This is a genomic window from Vibrio sp. 2033 (genome assembly GCF_033339735.1).
Window position 1 is genome coordinate 697,451 of sequence record NZ_JAWOVC010000001.1, and the last position, 22,316, is coordinate 719,766.

Sequence of the window (22,316 nt, forward strand, 5' to 3'; positions counted from 1 at the left end):
AATATGTGTTGAGATCATGTTTCACTCATGTCTTAAGCGTTAACCTAAGCACATTAAAAATGTATTAGATATCTAGTGAGGTCACCATGGAAATGTCAAACGCTCAACGTTTGATTCTATCAAACCAATACAACCTTATGTCTCAACTTGATCCAAGTAATGCGGCCAAATACAAACGCTTACAAACGATCGTTGAACGTGGTTATGAACTACAAATGCGAGAGTTGAACAAAGATTTCGGCTGCCTCTCAGAAGCAGAATGTCGTGAGATCATCGACGTTATGGAGATGTATCATGCGATGCAAGAATCTTACAACATGCTAGACGATGAAGATCGCAGCAACGTAGATCAGCGCCGCTTGAAGTTCTTGGGATTTGATATCGCTTCAGAAGCACAACAAGTACATTACGTACGTTTTCTCATCGATTCTGAAGGTTTGTACCCTCAGTTTGACAAGGCAGATCATCACTTTAACAGCCAAATGCCGATGCTAGATAAATACCGCCGTATGCTGCAAACTTGGCGTAACTGCCCTCGTCAGTATCATTTATGTGAAAACGAACTAGCGCAAATCTTCAGCGCATAAAATGGTCGTCTAAGAATGAGGAGAGCGCCCGCTCTCCTTGTTATTTACCCTGTCACAAACTTATCTAAGACTTTGCTCTCTTCCTACCTCTTTCACTTGCCTTGCTCAATGTAGAACAACGAATCACTGAGACTCTTCCGTCTTTGCCAAATATTTGATTTCTATTGCACCTATTCACGACATAAATTCGTCCTTAATAAAAGAGTGATTCAAATGTCACTTTTACAATAAATTCATAATTGTTAAGCAAAATTGCAAATCCCCGACTAGGCTTAAGTAGAGAAAGGCTGTGATTGAAAAATTCATATCCACCGCTCACCGTTGTAACGAAAAAACCGTCCATAAAGCAAAGTCTTTGGTGTCGCCAATCTTACATTCTGTACGAACCAAATGTGATAACAGGACGTATATTCAAACAACAACGAGCATAACTGTTGGTGGAAAGCCTGAATCAACGTTCGTCGGTAGACTGACTATTAAAGGGGAAAGCGACATGAGTATTTTCGACCACTATCAATCAAGATATGAAGCTGCAAAAGATGAAGAGATGTCGTTACAGGAGTTTTTAGCCCTGTGTAAAGATGACAAAAGCGCTTATGCTAATGCAGCAGAACGCCTACTGATGGCGATTGGTGAACCAGAGATAATCGATACGGCAAAAGATCCTAGACTAAGCCGAATCTTCTCGAATCGTGTTATCTCTCGTTATGAAACCTTTAAAGACTTTTATGGCATGGAAGATGCCATAGAACAAATTGTGTCTTACCTAAAACATGCGGCGCAAGGCCTAGAAGAGCGTAAGCAGATTCTTTACCTACTCGGCCCTGTAGGTGGCGGTAAGTCTTCGCTTGCAGAAAAGCTTAAGGCTCTGATGGAACAGATGCCTATTTATGTTCTTACTGCTAACGGCGAACGCAGCCCAGTGAATGACCATCCATTCTGCCTATTCAAAGCCACAGAAGATGGCGATATTTTGAAAAAAGAGTATGGCATCGAGCACCGTTATCTTCGCTCGATCATGTCTCCTTGGGCCGCTAAACGTCTTCACGAGTTTGGTGGTGATATCACCAAATTTAAAGTAGTGAAAGTACGCCCTTCTATCCTTGACCAAATCGGTATTGCCAAAACTGAACCAGGCGATGAAAACAACCAAGATATCTCATCATTGGTTGGTAAAGTCGATATTCGTAAGCTTGAACACTATTCGCAAGACGATCCAGACGCTTACAGCTACTCCGGTGCGCTGTGTAAAGCAAACCAAGGTTTAATGGAATTCGTTGAGATGTTCAAAGCACCAATCAAAGTGCTTCACCCGCTGTTAACAGCAACGCAAGAAGGCAACTTCAACGGTACAGAAGGCCTTTCTGCGATTCCATTCGACGGTATGATTCTGGCTCACTCAAACGAATCTGAGTGGCAGACCTTCCGTAACAACAAGAACAATGAAGCGTTCTTGGACCGTGTTTATATTGTGAAAGTACCTTACTGTCTACGTGTTTCAGAAGAAGTCAAAATCTACCAAAAACTTCTTGAAAACAGTGAGTTGTCTCAAGCCCCTTGTTCACCAAGCACGCTCGAGACTCTGGCACAATTCAGTATTCTTTCTCGACTTAAAGAGCCTGAAAACTCGTCCATCTTCTCTAAGATGCGCGTATACGACGGTGAAACGCTGAAAGATACGGATCCAAAGGCAAAAAGCTATCAAGAGTATCGTGATTATGCTGGTGTCGATGAAGGCATGAACGGTCTCTCAACACGTTTTGCCTTTAAGATTTTGTCACGCGTATTTAACTTCGACCAAACCGAAGTGGCAGCCAACCCTGTACATCTATTCTATGTGATTGAACAACAGGTTGAGCGCGAACAGTTCCCTGCTGAAACAGCAGAGAAATATCTCGAGTTCTTGAAAGGCTACCTAGTACCTCGATACGTTGAATTTATCGGTAAAGAGATTCAGACCGCTTATCTTGAGTCTTACTCTGAATACGGCCAAAACATCTTCGACCGATATGTCACCTATGCAGACTTCTGGATTCAAGACCAAGAGTACCGAGATCCAGAAACTGGTCAGCTATTTGATCGCTCTTCACTGAATGCTGAGCTAGAGAAGATCGAAAAAACAGCTGGTATTTCTAACCCGAAAGATTTCCGAAACGAAATCGTTAACTTTGTGCTTCGTGCGAAAGCGAATAACAATGGTCAAAACCCGGTTTGGACCAGCTACGAAAAACTGCGCACAGTAATCGAGAAGAAAATGTTCTCCAATACCGAAGAGCTACTTCCGGTTATCTCATTTAATGCGAAAACCTCTTCTGAAGATCAGAAGAAGCACGACGACTTTGTCGCTCGCATGATGGAAAAAGGCTATACCGAGAAACAGGTTCGCCTACTTTCTGAGTGGTACCTACGAGTACGTAAGTCATCCTAACCCAGTATTGAGTTAGGTCGCTTGTGAAACATGAAGAGGGCTATTTCATGGCGCAATTTATAGACCGAAGGCTCAATGGCAAGAACAAGAGCGCTGTTAATCGACAGCGCTTCTTGAAGCGCCACAAAGAGCAAATAAAAGAGTCGGTAGCAGACGCAGTGAATCGACGCTCGATTACGAATACGGAAACGGGCGAAGACGTCTCTATCCCTCACAAAGACATCAACGAGCCTATATTTCATCAAGGCAAAGGTGGTGTTCGCGAACGAGTTCATCCCGGTAACGACCAATTCATTACTGGTGATAAAATTGAGCGTCCCAAAGGTGGCGGTCAGGGTAGCGGCTCAGGAGAAGGGAACGCCAGTCCAGATGGAGAAGGCCAAGACGAATTTGTATTCCAAATATCAAAAGATGAGTACCTCGATATTTTGTTCGAAGATCTCGAGCTGCCTAATCTAGAAAAAAACCAAATTGCCAAAATCACTGAATGGAAAACACACCGTGCAGGCTTTCAAACTGCCGGTATCCCTTCCAATATCGCCGTAGTACGTTCTCTGCAACAATCTCTTGCGCGCCGTACTGCAATGACTGCTGGTAAGAAACGACTTCTTAAAGAGTTAGAAGACGAACTTGCTCGCATCAAAAATATTGAACCTGCTCAGCAGTTTGAAGAGAACCGCTTGAAGGCTGAAATTGAAGAACTGCGCAAGAAAATCGAAAGCGTGCCTTTCATCGATACCTTCGACTTACGCTTCAAGAACTATGAGAAACGCCCGGTACCATCGAGCCAAGCGGTCATGTTCTGTCTAATGGACGTATCCGGTTCGATGGATCAGGCAACGAAAGACATCGCAAAACGCTTCTATGTTCTTTTGTACTTGTTCTTAACTCGTACCTACGAGAATGTCGAAGTCGTCTTTATCCGCCACCATACCCAAGCGAAGGAAGTGGACGAGCACGAATTTTTCTACTCACAAGAAACCGGGGGTACCATTGTATCTAGCGCGCTCAAGTTAATGGATGAAATAGTAAAAGAGCGATACCCGATTGGTCAGTGGAACATATATGCAGCTCAAGCATCCGACGGTGACAACTGGGCAGATGATTCGCCAAGATGCCGGGATCTGTTAGTGAACAAATTACTTCCAAACTGTCAGTACTACTCTTACATAGAGATCACGCGGCGCTCGCACCAAACTCTATGGCATGAGTACGAAAAACTCACTGAAGAGTTTCCTAATTTCGCAATGAAAAACATTCGCTCTGTGGAGGATATTTTCCCAGTCTTTCGTGAACTATTCCAAAAAGAAACGGCGTAAGGAGGCTAGCGATGAATACCGCAACGAGAAACCTCTCAGGAGAGGCGCCTAAGAAGCGTAACAGTAAAGTGTTGCCAGATGGACCAGATTGGACATTTGAGCTGTTAGAGCGATACCACAAAGAAATTAAGCGTGTCGCGGAGCATTATCGCCTAGACACTTACCCTAACCAAATAGAAGTGATTACTTCAGAGCAGATGATGGATGCCTATTCAAGTATCGGCATGCCAATCAATTACAACCACTGGTCATTTGGTAAAAAATTCATTCAAACAGAGCAGAACTATAAACATGGTCAAATGGGGTTAGCCTACGAGATTGTGATTAACTCAGACCCTTGTATTGCTTATTTGATGGAAGAAAATACGGTAACAATGCAAGCACTCGTGATAGCGCACGCGTGTTACGGCCATAACTCTTTTTTCAAAGGTAATTACCTATTCCAAACGTGGACTGACGCCAGCTCTATTATCGACTATCTGCTGTTCGCGAAAAAGTATTTAGCCGAGTGTGAAGAACGGTATGGCGTAAAAGAAGTGGAAAAGCTGCTCGACTCTTGTCATGCGTTAATGAACTTTGGTGTAGACCGCTACAAGCGTCCAGAGAAAATCTCAATTACAGAGGAAAAAGCAAGACAAGAAGAACGCGAAGCATACCTACAATCTCAAGTTAATGAGCTTTGGCGCACCGTACCGACAGCCAAGACGAAAGAGGAAGACATTAAAGAGCGATTCCCAAGCGAGCCTCAGGAAAACTTGCTCTACTTCTTCGAAAAACATGCGCCGTTGCTAGAGCCGTGGCAACGTGAAGTTGTTCGGATCGTCCGTAAGATCAGTCAGTATTTTTATCCGCAAAAACAAACGCAAGTCATGAATGAGGGCTGGGCAACGTTCTGGCACTACACCATACTCAACCATCTTTATGATGAGGGCTTGGTGTCTGAAAAATTCATTCTAGAGTTCTTACATAGCCACACCAGTGTCGTGGCTCAGCCGCCTTATAACAGTCCTTACTTTAATGGCATTAACCCCTACGCGTTAGGCTTTGCCATGTTCCGAGATATTAAGCGTATCTGTGAAGAACCAACTGATGAGGACAAAGAGTGGTTTCCAGACCTAGCAGGAACCGACTGGTTAGATGCAGTGCATTTCGCGATGCATAATTTCAAAGATGAAAGCTTTATTAGCCAATACCTTTCTCCGAAATTAATGCGTGATTTCAAGTTGTTTGCGATCAACGATGATGATCATAAGAACTTTATTGAAGTCGCTGCGATACACGATGAGATGGGTTATAAACGCATTAGAGAAACCCTAGCCGCTCAGTATAACTTATCTAATCTTGAGCCAAACATTCAGGTGTTTAATGTCGATGTCCGTGGTGATCGATCGCTTACGTTGCAGTACGTTCCTCACAACCGCATCCCACTTGATGATAGTTACGAAGAAGTTCTAAAGCACGTGTATCGATTATGGGGCTTTGATGTCATTCTCCAAGAAGTGAAAGACACCGGTCACCGAGAGGTCTTAGCAACCTGCCCTAAACGGAACCAATACGACACTAACATTTAACTAATACCGCGATACAAGTAAAACAAAAAGGCTCCTAATTCAGGAGCCTTGTTTATTCTTAAATCTATCTGAGCATTTGTTACGCTTGCTTTGCAACAATCGCGCGCACGGCTTCTAGGTCTTCGGGCGTATCAACCCCTGCCGCTGGTGCTTCTTTCGCTACCGCCACATGAATTTTTTCACCGTACCAAAGCACTCGCAGTTGCTCAAGACACTCAATCTGCTCTAATGCACTTGGTGCCCAATTGACATACGTATTAATGAAACCAGCTCGATAAGCATAAATACCAATATGACGCATTAATGGGTTGGCAATGGTTTTGTCTTGTTTAGCAAAGTTATCGCGATCCCAAGGGATGGTTGCTCGACTAAAGTACAACGCATAGCCTTGCTCATCTGCGACAACTTTAACAGCGTTCGGGTTGAACACTTCCTCTTCCGAGTCTATTTCTACAGCTAACGTCGCCATCGGGGCTTCACACCCAGATAAGTTATCAGCAACCTGACGAATGATGGACGGCGGAATCAAAGGCTCATCCCCTTGCACATTAACAATAATGTGGTCTGACGGAATAGCCATCTTTTCAACAACTTCGGCAAGACGCTCCGTACCTGATTCGTGGTGGGGAGAGGTCATACAAACTTTACCACCAAATGACGAAACCGCTTTCGCAACACGCTCGTCATCAGTTGCAACGATGACATCTTCCGCACCCGCTTGTAGCGCTTGTTCATAAACCCACTGAACCATAGGCTTACCACCAATATCCGCTAGCGGTTTACCAGGCAAACGGCTCGATGCGTAGCGCGAAGGGATGACAACCGTAAAAGACATTAGCGTCCCTCATCCATGCTCATAGTGCGAGCTTCAGGCTCTAGCAGAACTGGAATACCCTCTTTGATCGGGTAAGCAAGGCGATCCAATTTGCAGATCAACTCTTGATTATCTTTATCGTACGTCAGCTTACCTTTGCAAACAGGGCAAGCTACAATCTCAAGTAGACGGTGATCCATAAGCCGCTTTAACCTCTTTTATTCTATTTAAAATTTGCTCTGCATCGTTTGACTCAAACTGGGCAGATACAGGCAGATACCACCAATTATCTTGCGCATAATGGCTGCACTTGACGGCATCTTTCTCGGTCATAATCACATTGGTCCCTTGTTGAGCCAATGCTTCTAATTCTTGTTGATCAAAGTCTTGATGGTCAGCAAAACCTTTTGTGACTTTAACATTTGCGTTCATCGAGTTTAGTGTATGAAAAAAACGCGGAGGATGCCCAATGCCCGCAAATGCGACCAGATCTCTCAACTCCGAGACATCCACATGTTGCTTAGTCTTAAGATTAATAGCTTTAGAGGGTGCTAAAGCCATTGCGATTTCGCCCGTATGCGCTTGACCGCCATTGGTGATGATAAAGTCGACTTCTTTAAGTCGCTCAATACCTTCACGTAAAGGACCTAATGGAATCAGGCTTTCATTCCCAAACCGGCGATTCCCATCCACAATCACTAACTCAATATCACGGCCTAACGCATAATGTTGTAATCCATCATCCGTAATTATGATATCCACATCCAAATCTAGCAGTGCTTTCACAGCATTTGAACGCACAGGATCTACCGCAACAGGTGCTCCCGTACGGCGATGAATCAACTTAGGTTCATCGCCACAATGCTTCGCTGGCGTATCTTCTTTTAGCACTAACGGATAGGCAGGAGCCTTTGCCCCATAACCACGAGAAACAACCCCCGGCTTAAAGCCCATTTGCTGTAGTTGCTCAACAAGCCACACAACAACTGGTGTTTTACCATTGCCACCAGCAGTGATATTGCCAACCACAACAACAGGTATAGGCGCATTATAAGCTTGCTTGCGGCCAGTTTGGTATTGCTTTCGCTTTGACTTGCTTATCGCTCCAAATAATAAACTCAGTGGCCACAAAAGCGGCCACAAGAGGTATTTTATTGGATGGTTTTCAAACCAGATTTTTTCAATCACCGCGCTTATTCACCAAACTGAATACGGTGCAATTGTGCATACGCACCATTTTTCTTAATAAGCTCAGCGTGGTTGCCACGTTCAATGATGGCACCATCATCAACCACAAGAATTTCATCGGCTTTCTCGATTGTGGATAAGCGGTGCGCTATTACAAGTACCGTTTTGTCTTTTTGCAGCTCATCAAGTGCAGCTTGAATAGCTCGCTCGGATTCGGTATCCAAAGCCGAAGTTGCCTCATCAAGAATCAGCACTGGAGCATCACGCAATAGAGCTCGCGCAATCGCAACACGTTGGCGTTGACCACCAGACAAGCTAGCACCATTTTCACCAATCATCGCATCTAGTCCGCCATCCATCTTACTGATGAACTCCATCGCATGCGCGAGTGTTGCCGCTTTCTCGATATCACTGCGCTCGTATTGGCCATCCGTTGCGTACGCAATATTGTTTGCTATCGTGTCATTAAACAAATGAACATTTTGCGATACTAGTGCAAATTGCTGACGTAAATTCTTTAGCTCGTAATCACGAATATCATGCCCATCTAATGTGATAGATCCACTGCCAACATCATAGAAGCGGTTGAACAAGTTCGCGATGGTACTTTTACCTGAGCCAGAACGGCCAACTAGCGCCACCGTTTTTCCTCTTGGAATATCGAAGCTGACATTTTCCAATGCTGGTTTTTCTGCGCCAGTGTAAGTAAAGCTTACGTTTTTAACCGAAACATCGCCATTTGCGCGTTCAACTGTCAACTTACCTTCGTTTTTCTCAGGCTCGAGGTCAATTAACGCGAAGAGCGTTTGGCTCGCGGCCATACCACGTTGGAACTGAGAAGTAACGTTAGTCAGCGCTTTAAGTGGGCGCATCAGACCAAACATTGCAGAGAAGACAACAGTAAATGTCCCTGGAGTCAACTGCTCTTTAATCGAATCAATACTTGCTAAATAAAGAACGGCAACAATTGCAAGTGATGCAATCATTTGGATGATAGGGTTAGCCGCCGCTTGAGCCGTCACCAACTTCATGCTTTGTTGACGCATTTGGTTGCTGACTTTTTCAAATCGTTTACGTTCGATGTCTTGGCCGCCATAGCTCAGCACAACTTTATGGCCTTTCAGCATCTGCTCTGCTGATGCAGTTACGTTACCCATCATGGTCTGCATATTTTTGGATATTTTTCTAAAACGTTTAGAAACAACACCAATACCCCATGCTACAACGGGAGCAACAGCAAACAGCACTAGCGACAATTGCCAGCTGTTGTAAAACATCAAGACTAACAGACCAATGATACTTGCGCCTTCACGGACAATGCTCACCAACGCTTGGCTAGTTGCCGCTGACACTTGCTCTGAGTCGTAGGTTATACGCGACAATAAATTGCCCGTCTTTTCCTTATCAAAGTAAGACACCGGCATATGCATAAAGTGATTGAACACCATGCGACGGACTTGCATAACTACGTTGCCAGATACCCAACTCAAACAGTAGGTGGAGACAAATCCACTTATGCCACGAATGAACATCATAGCAAAAATAATCAATGGAAGCGTGCGTAAAAAATCAGACTCAGCGTTCCCAAAACCTTCATCGAGTAGCGGTTTTAGCAAGGAAATCATATAAGTATCTGATATTGCATTAATAACTAATGCTAAAACAGCAACGATTAGGCCAGATTTATAAAGGCGTATAAATTGCCAGAGACGCTTAAACGTCTGCCAAGTCGTTTCATCAGTATTTGTTGACATAGAAGTGCTTTGTTTTCTTACATTAAGGCATTCATTCTACTCTGTTAGCGCTCATATGCCTATCCCTAGAACGTACACTAAGTTTGCTAACGTATAAGACTGCCACTTTTACCCAGTAGATCTCCAATGTGTCATTGGCTAACCTACTCTGACTCAACTGATATTCAATCTTAAATATGAAAATTGGGGGATCAAGCCTCATCGTGAAGCAAACTTGACCATCGTACCTGTTCATCTACTGATAAACATTAATAAATGTGTTATGTCCACTTAGAGAAAGTCTTTTAGTCTTTTATATTTCGCTCTATACTCTTGATATGTTCATTCTTATTTACAATAAAAAATATGCAAGTCATTCCCATTGTTCATTGCTTTGATAACAACTATGTTATTCCAGCTGCAGTAGCATTCTATTCTTTGCTTGAGAAATCAGATAAAAACTACAAATACCAGATATATGTCTTACATGAAGATATTACGCTGCTAAATCAAGAAAAATTAAAAAAAACCATACAAAAATTCAAAAACTCAGAGCTTATTTTCATTAATTTCGATGAAAATGTCGACTTTGAAAATGATTGGAAAAACATAAAGACAAAAGGTCATTACTCTAAAGCTATGTTTTACAAACTTAGTATTTCAAGTTTAATTAAAGAACATAAAAAAATGATCGTATCTGATGTCGATGTTATTTACTTAAATGACATTTCAAAAGATTTTATAGAATATAATAACAACGATGATAATAATTATATATCAGGGGTATTCTCTGTAGATAAGATCCTAAGCTATAATGATGTTTATAAAAAGAGTTTTTCTAATGAAGAGATTAGCCAACTGAAAATAGGTGCTGGATACTTTTTTATGAATGCCGATCTCATTAGAAAAGATAATTTAGAGAAAAGGTTTAAAGACTACCTCGAAAAAAACTCTCACAGATTAATACAGCCAGAACAAGACGTTCTAAACTTCTGTTGTCACCCTAGAGTTGGAAAATTACCCTTAAGAAACATGGTTTGTAACTATGTGTATAGTATGTATGACAGAAAAGAGTTTGTGGATGAGGTTAACTATACTAAAGAAGAATTATTGGATGCATATGATAATCCGATTCAACTCCATTACGCATCAAGAGTAAAACCATGGAACAAATTAGATTCTATAAAAGCTAACTTGTGGTTAGAATGTATACTTAAGACCGAGTTTTTCGAAGACTACTTTTCTAGCTTAGAGCAACTAGCCAGACCAAATGGTGAAAAGAAACTATTTAGTTTTACACTACCATTAAAAAAGAATAAAAAATTCAGGTTGGATATATTAAAAATAAAAAGCTAAAACTTACAGACCTAATTCGACATTAGGTCTTTTTATATTAGTTCCGCTACGCAGCATTTGCCTATACCAAGGCTCAAATGTATCGCTACGTTTGGTTTCTGAGCGCCAATTATCACGGTGAATAAAGAAGCTTACCTGACCACCCTCACCAGTATCAAGCCAAGTAACGCCAAGCTTTCGGTATGAAGCAACGACATTTTCCGCTGGCATTCCCCATCGATTGTTTTTTGCTAAAGAAGCAACTGCCACACTCGGGCTCACCGCCTCAATAAATCGAGGATTCGATGAACTTTTACTCCCGTGGTGAGGGACTAGCATCACATCGCTTTGTAACTTTCCGGGTTCTCTAAGCAAAATCCACTCGCTAATGGCCTCAATATCACCAGTAAAAAGCATACTAAAGTTAGAAATAGGGTCAGTAAGTCGTAATACACAGGAGTGCGGATTATACGCACGTTGAACAAGTGTAGGAGGCCAGAGCACTTCCATGTTTAATCCTTGCCATTTCCATTGGTCGCCTCTAGTGCAAGGCTCATATTCGATAAAGAATTGACTACTAAGTTTACGCTGTGGAGAAAAGGCATCTTCAATGAAAAAGCGGCCGCCTGCGTGATCATTATCGGAATGGCTTAGAATCAGTGTATCTATGCTTTCATAACCTCGTTGATGCAAAACCGGAGTGACGACCTGCTCTGCGATACTGCCGCTTTGCCATGCTTTACCAGTGTCATACAGCAACACCTTGTCGTCTTTTTCTACAACCACTGCAAGGCCATGACCTACATCTAATACATCGATACGCCAATGCGGTTCATACTCCGATGCAAGCTTGATACTAATAACGATGCCGAGTAACAAATACCACGCGTACTGAGACATGAACCGTTGAAATATTAAGCAAACCACTATCGCCATAACCAGCATTGTCATTTCCATGCTAATAGGTTGCCAAGAACCTATTGCGTACTGTATTGACGTGCTCAATGGCTGTAATGACCAGTCCACCAAATGCCACAGAGGCTTCGCTATCATTTCAAGAAACAAAGATGAGAACAGGGCTAGAAACATCAAAGGTACAACGATAAATCCGAACCAAGGAATAAATACCAAGTTGTAGGCTATTGAGGACAAACTAAAACCGGAGAAGAAATGGCCACTAACAGGTACGATTAAAGCGCTCAACATCAATTGAGTAAGCAATAACGCTTTTAATCGCGCTTTCCAACCTCCCCTTTGATGTCGAATCAAATTAATTGCGAACAATACCGCACAAACGGAGAGGTATGATAACCAAAAGCTCATGCTGTAGGATGCAAAAGGTTGGACAAGCAGTTGTAGAGATACTGCAAGCAAAAGAACTCGCCAAGAAGTCCAGTGCACCAGAGTATACTTCAGGAGAACGTAAACAACGCATACCGACACTGCTCGCGTAGTAGGCAGAGAGAAATCCGCTAACCAAGCGTAGGCAACAGCGAAGATCAGCCCATATAAGCTAGGTAACAACTGGTATTGGGGTAATAGATAACGAACGGTACCGCCCACGACTAGCCCAAAAGTAAACGCCATACCAATATGTAAACCAGAAATGGAGACCAAATGCAGTAAACCACTGTCCCTGAGCGCTTGCCAATCTTCCTTAGACAACCAAGAACGGTCAGCAAAAACTAACGCACTTATTAACGAGAAATGATGAAGGGAAGACACATCATCAGCGACATCGGCAATAATGGATTGACGCAGAGATACATTAGAACGAACAATCCACTTAGCATCTTTGTTAACAACCGCTCGGGCGATAATATTTTTACCCATCGCGTGCTTTTCAGCATCAAAGCCAGCTTCGTTGCGTAGACCTGTAATCGGCTTTAACAAGATGGATGTCGTAAACTCACTGTTAACATCGAGTGGAAAAGGCGTAATAAGACGGATTTTAGGTTTAAGAAAAGGTAACAGAGTTTGAGAATTTACCGCTTCTATAGCGACAATACCTTCATAACCGTGACTTATTTGCGTAAAAGGGCTGTCAACTTTACCAATTATGGTAATATTCTCCCCTGCTTGAAAAAGGGCTTGTCTCTGAGACTCCAATACATTGCCGTGGACGATGACAACCGTAAAGCCCGCAATTGCGCCTATGCTAATTAAGCCACGACGTAATTTGATTATTGAGCCAGTGGTTATTATTCCCAGCAGCAACCAACGCCAATCTGGTATTGTCGGCCACCAAGCCGACGAGATTACGCTCGCTACAAATAACGCCAAGGTCCAACTTTTTTCTGAGAGAGTCATGCTGTCCTATGCCTAGAAAGCTGATAAAACGCTTCATGCCAGATCATGAATTGATCAAACGCCAAAAAGCATTGAAGGTCTTCGGCAATGTGTTGTACAACCCGAACTTGTGGTGCTTAAACCGCCGCTCGGCATCAGGGGCTTTTGCTGTCGGGTTATTTATGGCTTTTGTTCCGCTGCCGAGCCAAATGATCATGGCCGCTGGCTTGGCCATTATGTTGGGTGTCAATCTGCCCCTCTCCGTCGCTTTGGTATGGATCAGCAACCCTATCACTATGCCTGTGCTATTTTACTTTGCGTACAAGCTAGGTGCTCTAGTGATGCGTCTTCCCCCGCAACCTTTTCACTTTGAACTATCGTGGGAATTCATCATGCAGCAAATGAGCACCATTGGACCTCCATTTCTATTGGGCTGCGCAATTTGTGGGGTTGTATCCGCGATTATTGGCTACTTCGGAATTCGAGGGCTTTGGCGCTACTCAGTGGTACGGAGCTGGCAAAAACGCAAAATAAGATAAGACCTTACTGCGTAAAAATCAGCATTTGAGCTATCAGTTGAGGGGCATCTAACAGTTAGAATGAAACGCGATGTTACTCAAGTCGGATAAATACAAAAAAGGACCGAATTCGGTCCTTTTTGTTTTCGCATATTGTAAAACAATCCGCTATTTAGAACTCAGTACAGCCGCCGGATTCAACCTTGCGGCACGCGAAGCAGGATACCACGTCGCAAGTAAACTAAGCACTATCGCCGTCACTGACACCAATGCCACATCTGGCCAGTGTAGTTGTGATGGTAAGAAGTCGACGAAGTAAATATCACCCGATAAAAACTGATGACCAATTAAGCTCTCTAACCCTTTAATTAACGGAGTCAGGTTTAACGCCACTAAGACACCGATAACACTGCCGACGAGACTACCAAATACACCAGAGAATACACCTTGCCAAACAAAGATCCGTTTGATTAGGCTATCTTTTGCTCCCATTGTTCGCAAAATTGCGATTTCCGCCGCTCGGTCTTTCACTGCCATCATCAACGTAGACACAATATTAAAACATGCCACGCCAATCACCAGTACCATCACCAAGTACATAATGGTGCGCACGAGCTGAATATCGCGATACAAAAAACCAAACTTTTGCTGCCAGCTTTTCAAATACACATAAACATCAACCATGCTACCAACCTCGCGAACAATAGAAGGCGCATTGAGAACATCGTCAGTTTTTAGTGAAATGCCAGTGACCCCTTCCCCTAATCTCGCGTATTGCTGAGCATCCGCTAATGGTACTAACGCTAGAGAGTGGTCGATTTGGCCATTCAATGTTAAGAACCCTGACACCTTCACGCGCACTCGCTTAGGAGCCTGCACTTTATTTGCGCCGCCTGTTTGCGGAATCATCAACGTAACGTAATCCCCCACGGCGACATTTAGCTCGTTTGCTACACCTCGTCCTAAGATCACTTGCTGCTGACCGGCATAAAAGTTTTGCCAAGCTTCTTGGTCAATAAAATTCGATAAGCTCGACACCGCTTGCTCGAAAGTAGGCTCTACACCACGAACTTCTATCGCTTTTAGCTTACTGCCTTTTTCTGCCAAGCCCGTAAAACGAACGTACGGTGCTGCCGCAACAACATGTTCATGTTTTAGAGCTTGATTCATCGTTTTGGTGTAGTCATGAAGTGGTCCATTAACACCTTCTAACTCTCCGTGTGGGATCACAGACAACACACGCGATTGCAGCTCGCGCTCAAAGCCATTCATTGCAGACAAACCGATAATGATCACAGCAACGCCAACCGCAATACCAATAGTCGAAGAAAGCGATATGAAAGACACCATCTTGTTGCGCTTTTTCGCTCGACTGAAGCGACCACCAATCATCAAAGCTAAAGAGGTAAACAAAACTAGCCCTCCGCAGATGCTGTATCATTCACAAAACGATCTACGAGCAAACCATCTTGCATGTGCATTTGACGATCCATTTTTGCTGCCAGCTCTTTGTCATGCGTGACAACCAAAAATGCAATGTTTGACTCTTTATTGAGCTCGCGCATCAAATCATAGATAGACAGTGCCGTATTGTGATCTAAGTTCCCCGTAGGTTCATCAGCCAAGACCAGATCAGGTTTATTCACCAATGCACGCGCAATCGCAACACGCTGACGCTCACCGCCCGATAACTCGGAGGGTCTATGTTGCATCCGATGACTCAAACCAACTTTATCTAACAGCGCTTTAGCCGCCTGTTTTGCATCCGCTACTTTAGCACCGCCAATCATCAGTGGCATCGCCACATTTTCAAGCGCAGTAAAGTCAGCCAACAAGTGATGAAACTGGTATACAAAACCAAGGTGCTTGTTGCGTAATGCCGCCTGTTTGTTCGAGCTCAAAGCTGATAGGTTTTGCCCTAGAAAATCAACTTCACCATGAGTTGCGTCATCTAACGCACCTAAAATATGCAATAAGGTACTTTTTCCCGAACCAGAAGAGCCAACAATAGAAACCAACTCCCCTTTGTCGATATCGAAACTTACGCCTTTCAACACTTCCGTATCTAACGAACCCTCTCGGTAGACTTTACGAATATCACGACATTCTAATAGCTTATTCATAGCGAAGTGCCTCAGCAGGTTTAACAGAAGATGCTCGATAAGAAGGATAAAGCGTAGCAGCAAGGCTAAGAGCAATCGCCAACACCACCACTAAAAGAATTTGCAGTGAATCAATCAAGATGGGTAGATGACCACCAAAGCTGAATAGCGCCACACCAGCAGATTCAAGAATCGCATTTAGATTAAGTGACAAGATCACGCCCGCAGCGCCACCAACAATCGCGCCAATTACACCACTGCTTGCACCTTGCACCATGAAAATGGTCATCACTTGAGATTGAGTCATGCCTTGAGTTTTCAATATTGCGACTTCTGATTGCTTCTCCATTACCACCATGATTAAAGCGGAGATAATATTGAATGCAGCGACACCCACAATTAGACCTAGCATAAGTCCCATCATGTTCTTTTCCATTTTCACCGCTTGGAAAAGCTCACCACGCTGTTCGCGCCAATCACTCCATTCCCATCCATCAGGCATGGGTTGGTCAGCAAAATCCGTCACCATAAATGGGTCAGAGAAAAAGACACGCCAACCAGAAACCGTGTCTTTAGGGAAACGCATCAGCTTAGATGCATCCGTCATGTTCACAATCATTAATTGACCATCAACGTCCGATCCCGTATTGAAAATGCCTGAGACAGTAAAGTTTCGCTGGCTAGGAATACGGCCAAGTGGGGTAAACTGCGTTGCGTTGGTCACCATCAAGCGCACTTTATCCCCGATTGAGACCTTTAGTGAACGCGCCAAACTGTGACCCAAAAATACATTGTAGTCACCTGCTTGAAGTGACGATAATCGTCCGGCAATCAAATGGTTGCTAATCGGATCGCCTTTCTTAGGTTCAATACCGATGAGGTAACCAGCCGTCAGCTGTGCAGAACTCTGAATAACAGCCTCTCCTCTAACGATAGGCTCCGGCTGAGATTCACTCGACATCGCTTGAACAAATGGAGGGGCAGACTCGGTCATAGGCGTTTTTCCATCGTGTTGCGAAACAACGGCATGAGGTAGCACACCTAAAATGCGTTCTTTTAACTGCGATTCAAACCCGTTCATCACAGAAAGAACCGTCACCAACGCCATTACACCGATCGTAATACCCGCCGTCGACATATAAGAAACAAATCGGCTGAACCTATCTCCAGAGCGTCCCCGAAGATACCTTAAGCCAATAAACAATGAGATAGGATGATACATATAAGACAAACCAACTGGTTGTTTTGATATAAAGCTTTAGCGGATTATCTTACCTTACTCTTCTCATTAAGAAGACAAGAGAATCGCTAAATTTGTCAACGACATGCAATAAGTCTGTATTTAGGGCAAAAAGTTCAAGGACAAATCGGCTAAACTTGATAACTTCATTCAGTTAGCGATAATCAGTGCCCTATTTCTCTTTGTTTGTTGAGTGAGCAAGGAGCGCTCGCTGGCAAAAGGATCGACTATATGACAGAGCAAGAATACTTTACCGTCCATCATAACCTCACCATCAACGTCGAAACGTTGAGTGCGGACTTTGCTTTGCCAGATGAAGAAACGTTTGTCTCCGAAATTCCAGCACCATTTATTGTCGCCAGTGAATTTAGTCACTTAGATATGTTGGCAGACAACGCGCGTCTAGAGCTGAAAAACAAAGAGTTAAAGCATGTGATCAACTTGCTTGATACGCAAAACGCGAAACTTAACCTCTTGTTGAGCTTTATGCTTTCACAACAAGATGACGCCTCCATTCGCTATCAAACGACGCAGTTTGGTGCTAGTCAACTCAGTTTCCGCTCAGATACAGCGTTAACTACTCAACAACTCGTTCGTGTTAAACTGTTCCTCGATCACCCTGCTGCGGCGATTTACTGTTACGCTCAAGTAGAAGAATGTGATGCTTCAGAGCAAGATTTCATTATCACGCTTAGATACAAGATGCTCCGAGAATCTGATCAAGATTTACTGATAAAGGCGGCACTGTATCAACAACAAAAACTTTTACGTCAGCGCTCGATGGAGCGAGATAAAAAATAATTCCTATGACAAAAGCAACGATTCTTTCCGTCACCAACCCTTCAGAGCGTGGCGACAAAAAACAGCTAGGTAATTTGCCGGGCGCAGCTCTACCTCTAGCCATTGCAGAGCTAGCCAAGCAGCATTCGAGTCACTCTCTACTCGTTGTGCCTGACCCGCAAATTGCTTTAAAACTTCAGGCAGAGATTGAGCAATTCACCGACCAAACGGTAAGCCTGTTCCCCGACTGGGAAACGCTGCCTTACGATAACTTTTCTCCGCATCAAGAAATCATCTCTGAACGTATCGCACGCCTATACCAACTGCCAAGTCAGCGTGATGGCATAACCATCGTCCCGGTCAGTACAGTATTGCAACGCCAATCGCCACGTGATTTTCTGTTGCAACACACTTTAATGGTGAAAACTGGTGATCGAATCTCGCTAGAGAAGTTACGTGTACAACTTGAAAATTCAGGCTACCGCCATGTAGATCAAGTATTTGGGCCAGGTGAATATGCAAGTCGTGGGTCTATTCTGGATCTCTTTCCTATGGGCAGCAATGACCCGTACCGCATCGACTTCTTTGATGATGAAATAGATACCATTCGCACGTTTGATCCAGAGAACCAACGCTCTATCGACGATATTCAGCAAATCCAATTGCTGCCTGCACATGAATTCCCAACCACTAAAGAAGCGATTGAAGATTTCCGTACACGTTGGCGTACCCAGTTCGACGCACGCCGCGAGCCTGAATCAATCTACATGCAAGTGACCAAAGGCACGTGGCCCGCTGGTATTGAGTATTGGCAGCCGCTGTTTTTTGACCATACCGAGACTTTATTTGAATATTTGCCAGAAGACTCTCAAGTCATCACATATGGTGATATCGAATCTGCGGTCGATACTTTCTTAACCGATGTCGAATATCGATACGACCAGAAAAAAGTTGATCCGCTGCGTCCTCTTTTGACTCCTGAACAGCTTTGGTTGAAAAAAGACGAACTTTTCAGTCAACTAAAACAGCTCCCTATCGCTCAATTGAGCCTAGATAAAGTGGTTAAGCGTGCCGGTCGTCAAAACCTACCCGTACAATCGTTAGCCGAGCTTGGCGTTCAGCAACAAAATAAAGAGCCGCTCTCGCGCCTTCGTCAGTTTAGTGAGCAATTCAGCGGAAAAATCGTTTTCTCGGTAGAGTCAGAAGGTCGTCGTGAAGCACTAACGGAGCTGTTGCAAGGCATCAAAGTTCGGCCAGTCGTACATGGCTCACTTTACCAAGCTCTAGACTCAGGTGATCGATTCAGCTTGATCTTAGGCGCAGCAGAGCATGGTTTCATTCACGAAGAGCTGAACTTCGCTCTGATCTGTGAAAGTGATCTACTCGGTGACCGTGTTATCCAGCGACGCCGCAAAGATAAAAAAGCCGTCAACAGTGACACCGTTATTCGCCACCTTGCGGAGTTAAAACCCGGTCAACCTGTGGTTCATATTGATCACGGTATTGGTCGCTACATCGGTTTACAAACACTTGAAGCCGGTGGCATGAAAACGGAATACGTCACCCTTGAGTATCAAAACGATGCCAAGCTCTACGTGCCAGTTTCATCACTGAATCTTATCAGCCGTTATTCTGGCGGCGCTGAAGAGAGTGCGCCACTGCATAAATTAGGTGGTGAAGCGTGGGCAAAAGCACGTCGTAAAGCGGCAGAAAAAGTGCGTGATGTCGCAGCAGAATTGCTGGATGTGTATGCTAAACGAGAATTAAAACCTGGCTTCAAATTTGAGCTAGATCGTGGGCAATACGCAACATTTAAAGCAACATTCCCGTTTGAAGAAACAGATGACCAAGCGATGGCCATCAATGCCGTATTGTCAGACATGTGCCAGGCAAAAGCGATGGATCGCTTAGTGTGTGGTGACGTGGGCTTTGGTAAAACGGAAGTCGCTATGCGCGCAGCATTTGTCGCAACGGATAACAGTAAACAGGTCGCCGTACTCGTACCAACAACCTTGCTTGCTCAGCAGCATTTCGAAAACTTCCGTGACCGTTTTGCCAACTTACCAATCCGAGTTGAAGTACTGTCTCGTTTTAAATCTGCCAAAGAACAAAAAGTCATTCTGCAAGACGTTGCCGATGGTAAAGTAGACATTGTCGTTGGTACGCATAAGCTGCTTTCGAGCGACATTAAATTCAAAGATTTAGGTTTGTTGATCGTTGATGAGGAACACCGCTTTGGGGTTCGTCAAAAAGAAAAAGTCAAAGCAATGCGTGCGGATGTGGACATTCTTACCCTCACCGCAACACCAATTCCACGCACACTGAATATGGCAATGAGTGGCATGCGAGACCTGTCGATCATCGCGACACCTCCTGCACGCCGTTTAGCCATTAAAACCTTTGTTCGACAAAAAGAAGAGCCAGTGGTCCGTGAAGCGGTACTGCGTGAAATTATGCGTGGTGGTCAGGTTTACTTCCTGCACAATCAGGTTGAAACCATTGAAAAAACGGCAGAAGACTTACAGAAACTCATCCCAGAGGCACGTATTACCGTGGCTCATGGTCAAATGCGCGAGCGCGAACTTGAGCGAATCATGAATGACTTCTACCATCAGCGCTTTAATGTGTTGGTGTGTACAACCATCATCGAAACCGGTATCGACGTACCAACGGCGAATACCATAATCATGGATCGTGCGGACAATCTTGGCTTGGCGCAGTTGCATCAACTACGTGGCCGTGTTGGACGTTCGCACCATCAAGCCTATGCTTACTTATTAACGCCACATCCAAAAGCCATGACCAAAGATGCCATCAAGCGTCTTGATGCGATTGCTTCACTGGAAGACTTAGGTGCTGGCTTTACGTTAGCAACCCACGATTTAGAAATCCGTGGTGCTGGTGAGCTGCTTGGTGATGAGCAAAGTGGGCAAATTCAATCCGTTGGTTTTACACTTTATATGGAAATGCTGGAACAAGCAGTGCAAGCATTAAAAGAAGGCAAGGAGCCATCTTTGGATGAGCTGCTTCGTGAGCAAACTGAAGTGGAAATGCGAATCCCAGCGCTCTTACCAGATGATTACATTCCGGATGTAAACACACGACTGTCGATGTACAAACGCATTGCGAGTGTCACAAGCAGTGATGAACTATCAGAGCTAAAAGTGGAACTGATTGATCGCTTTGGTCTGCTTCCAGACGCAACAAAGAACTTACTTGCCGTCTCAGAATTGAAAATTTCGGCTGGTAGTTTAAAAGCGAAAAAGATAGAAGCCCATGATAAAGGTGGATTTATCGAGTTTTACCCTGATGCTGACATAAATCCAGCGTATTTAGTTAAACTGCTGCAATCACAGCCGCAAAAATTTGCAATGGAAGGTCCAACTAAGTTCAAGTTTAGCGTACCATTGGTGGACCGACGTAAACGCATTCAGTTTGTTCAAGACTTACTGAATGATTTTAAACAGAATTTATTACCAACGAGCTAATAGTCGAATGAGAATACTGATCCCGTTATTGCTTCTATGTGTCTCAATGCCCTCTTGGGCACAGCGCCAATTTGATATTGAAGTGATCATTTTCAAGCGAGCAGTCGACGCTGAAAGCACAACAGAATCTTGGCCGAATCAACTGCCAAAAATCGATATGGAAAATGTCGGTAGCCTAGAGAGTGAATCCTACCGCCGCTCTAAAGGCGTGACGCTTTTGCCAAGTTCTTCTTTCCGTCTCAACGCGCAAGAAGCGGCACTAAATAATCATGCCGGCTTTAAAGTGCTTAAACACGTAGCCTGGCGTCAAGGTGACCGAGGTAAATCTAGCGCCCCAATTTTCCGCATCGTTGGCGGGCGAGATTTCTCTGATTCTTATCAAGCAGATGGCCGCCCAATCAATGGCAATAGTAATCAAACATTTTCCAGCGACGGTTACAGTGAAGAGACGGTCAATGGTCCTTTATATGAACTAGATGGTCGATTCCAAATATACGTACAGCATTACCTCTTCGCTGAAACAACACTAGATCTGCGCGAACCAAGTGTTAGAGAGGTGCGTTTTGAACCAACCTCAACTGAGCAATTGGCGGATGACTTAGGTGAAGTAGATGGTAACGTCCAAGTTGGTAACTTGGCAGAAATATCGCCGACAGTAACCGAAGAGAAATTCCTGAAGAGTTATCGAATGGATCAAAAACGTCGTATGCGTAGCAGCGAGACTCATTACCTAGATAACCCGTTGATGGGTATGATCATTCAAGTTCGTCGGGTTCGATAAGCACGAGCGGTTCGACAAAGCGCAGCAAAGCTGCGCTTTGTTTTTATCTGCTATACCTCAGTTATTCCTAACCAACGCAGAGCAAGGAAAATAGCTGCGTTCAAGTATAAATAGACAGCTTTCAATTTACTTACACTCAACAT

The 22,316-nt window shown here is 44.0% G+C and carries 17 protein-coding genes; 9 read left to right on the forward strand and 8 right to left on the reverse strand.

The features are described 5' to 3' along the window. The first annotated feature begins 86 nt into the window (after positions 1-86). From R7P74_RS03115 to R7P74_RS03130, 4 genes are all read left to right on the forward strand, one after another. A complete protein-coding gene (locus R7P74_RS03115; RefSeq protein WP_005378446.1) occupies positions 87-587 on the forward strand; it encodes a YfbU family protein in 501 nt (166 codons plus the stop codon). Between the two features lie 493 nt (positions 588-1,080). Next, positions 1,081-3,015: a PrkA family serine protein kinase gene (locus R7P74_RS03120; protein ID WP_005378447.1), complete on the forward strand. Its 1,935-nt coding sequence runs from the start codon at positions 1,081-1,083 to the stop codon at positions 3,013-3,015. A 47-nt stretch (positions 3,016-3,062) separates the two neighbouring features. Continuing rightward, a complete protein-coding gene (locus R7P74_RS03125) occupies positions 3,063-4,334 on the forward strand; it encodes a YeaH/YhbH family protein (RefSeq protein ID WP_005378448.1) in 1,272 nt (423 codons plus the stop codon). An 11-nt stretch (positions 4,335-4,345) separates the two neighbouring features. Then, on the forward strand, positions 4,346-5,905 hold the full coding sequence (locus tag R7P74_RS03130) for a SpoVR family protein (RefSeq protein ID WP_005378449.1): 1,560 nt from the start codon (positions 4,346-4,348) through the stop codon (positions 5,903-5,905). Between the two features lie 79 nt (positions 5,906-5,984). Here R7P74_RS03130 and kdsB read toward each other — a convergent pair whose 3' ends face one another. From kdsB to msbA, 4 genes are read right to left on the reverse strand one after another with little or no spacing between them, the layout of a single operon-like run. Continuing rightward, entirely contained in the window at positions 5,985-6,740 is a 756-nt protein-coding gene (gene kdsB / locus R7P74_RS03135; protein WP_005378450.1) for a 3-deoxy-manno-octulosonate cytidylyltransferase, read from the reverse strand. Beyond that, complete coding sequence (locus R7P74_RS03140) at positions 6,740-6,919, reverse strand: Trm112 family protein (protein ID WP_005378451.1); 180 nt, start codon at positions 6,917-6,919, stop codon at positions 6,740-6,742. Before R7P74_RS03140 ends, kdsB begins: the two co-directional genes overlap by 1 nt. Beyond that, entirely contained in the window at positions 6,900-7,907 is a 1,008-nt protein-coding gene (gene lpxK, locus R7P74_RS03145; RefSeq protein ID WP_225474186.1) for a tetraacyldisaccharide 4'-kinase, read from the reverse strand. Before lpxK ends, R7P74_RS03140 begins: the two co-directional genes overlap by 20 nt. 5 nt (positions 7,908-7,912) lie before the next feature. Then, a complete protein-coding gene (gene msbA, locus R7P74_RS03150) occupies positions 7,913-9,661 on the reverse strand; it encodes a lipid A ABC transporter ATP-binding protein/permease MsbA (RefSeq protein WP_225474187.1) in 1,749 nt (582 codons plus the stop codon). Positions 9,662-10,006: 345 nt separating this feature from the next. On the opposite strand from msbA, the gene R7P74_RS03155 reads away from it, so the two are divergent. Then, positions 10,007-10,996, forward strand: a complete 990-nt coding sequence (locus tag R7P74_RS03155; protein WP_104978932.1) for a glycosyltransferase family 8 protein — start codon at positions 10,007-10,009, stop codon at positions 10,994-10,996. Positions 10,997-10,999: 3 nt separating this feature from the next. Here R7P74_RS03155 and R7P74_RS03160 read toward each other — a convergent pair whose 3' ends face one another. Next, a complete protein-coding gene (locus tag R7P74_RS03160; protein ID WP_225474188.1) occupies positions 11,000-13,285 on the reverse strand; it encodes a DNA internalization-related competence protein ComEC/Rec2 in 2,286 nt (761 codons plus the stop codon). Between the two features lie 8 nt (positions 13,286-13,293). On the opposite strand from R7P74_RS03160, the gene R7P74_RS03165 reads away from it, so the two are divergent. Beyond that, positions 13,294-13,803: a DUF2062 domain-containing protein gene (locus tag R7P74_RS03165; protein ID WP_005387834.1), complete on the forward strand. Its 510-nt coding sequence runs from the start codon at positions 13,294-13,296 to the stop codon at positions 13,801-13,803. Between the two features lie 147 nt (positions 13,804-13,950). Here R7P74_RS03165 and lolE read toward each other — a convergent pair whose 3' ends face one another. From lolE to lolC, 3 genes are read right to left on the reverse strand one after another with little or no spacing between them, the layout of a single operon-like run. Then, positions 13,951-15,195: a lipoprotein-releasing ABC transporter permease subunit LolE gene (gene lolE / locus R7P74_RS03170; protein ID WP_025766930.1), complete on the reverse strand. Its 1,245-nt coding sequence runs from the start codon at positions 15,193-15,195 to the stop codon at positions 13,951-13,953. A 2-nt stretch (positions 15,196-15,197) separates the two neighbouring features. Beyond that, on the reverse strand, positions 15,198-15,905 hold the full coding sequence (gene lolD / locus R7P74_RS03175; RefSeq protein ID WP_206954020.1) for a lipoprotein-releasing ABC transporter ATP-binding protein LolD: 708 nt from the start codon (positions 15,903-15,905) through the stop codon (positions 15,198-15,200). Then, a complete protein-coding gene (gene lolC / locus R7P74_RS03180; protein WP_031778997.1) occupies positions 15,898-17,106 on the reverse strand; it encodes a lipoprotein-releasing ABC transporter permease subunit LolC in 1,209 nt (402 codons plus the stop codon). The genes lolD and lolC overlap by 8 nt, the downstream gene beginning before the upstream one ends. 249 nt (positions 17,107-17,355) lie before the next feature. Here lolC and R7P74_RS03185 point away from each other — a divergent pair, with 249 nt between their 5' ends. Genes R7P74_RS03185 through R7P74_RS03195 form a run of 3 tightly spaced genes read left to right on the forward strand, consistent with a single transcriptional unit; the run spans position 17,356 to position 22,173 of the window. Further along, the gene (locus R7P74_RS03185; protein WP_054576371.1) at positions 17,356-17,925 is read left to right on the forward strand and encodes a hypothetical protein; all 570 of its coding nucleotides are present in this window, start codon (positions 17,356-17,358) and stop codon (positions 17,923-17,925) included. 5 nt (positions 17,926-17,930) lie between these two features. After that, positions 17,931-21,392 carry a transcription-repair coupling factor gene (mfd, locus tag R7P74_RS03190; protein WP_132936528.1) on the forward strand — a complete coding sequence of 1,154 codons (3,462 nt, stop codon included), beginning with the start codon at positions 17,931-17,933 and terminating at the stop codon, positions 21,390-21,392. 7 nt (positions 21,393-21,399) lie between these two features. Then, on the forward strand, positions 21,400-22,173 hold the full coding sequence (locus tag R7P74_RS03195; protein WP_005387825.1) for a peptidoglycan binding protein CsiV: 774 nt from the start codon (positions 21,400-21,402) through the stop codon (positions 22,171-22,173). Positions 22,174-22,316 lie beyond the last annotated feature (143 nt).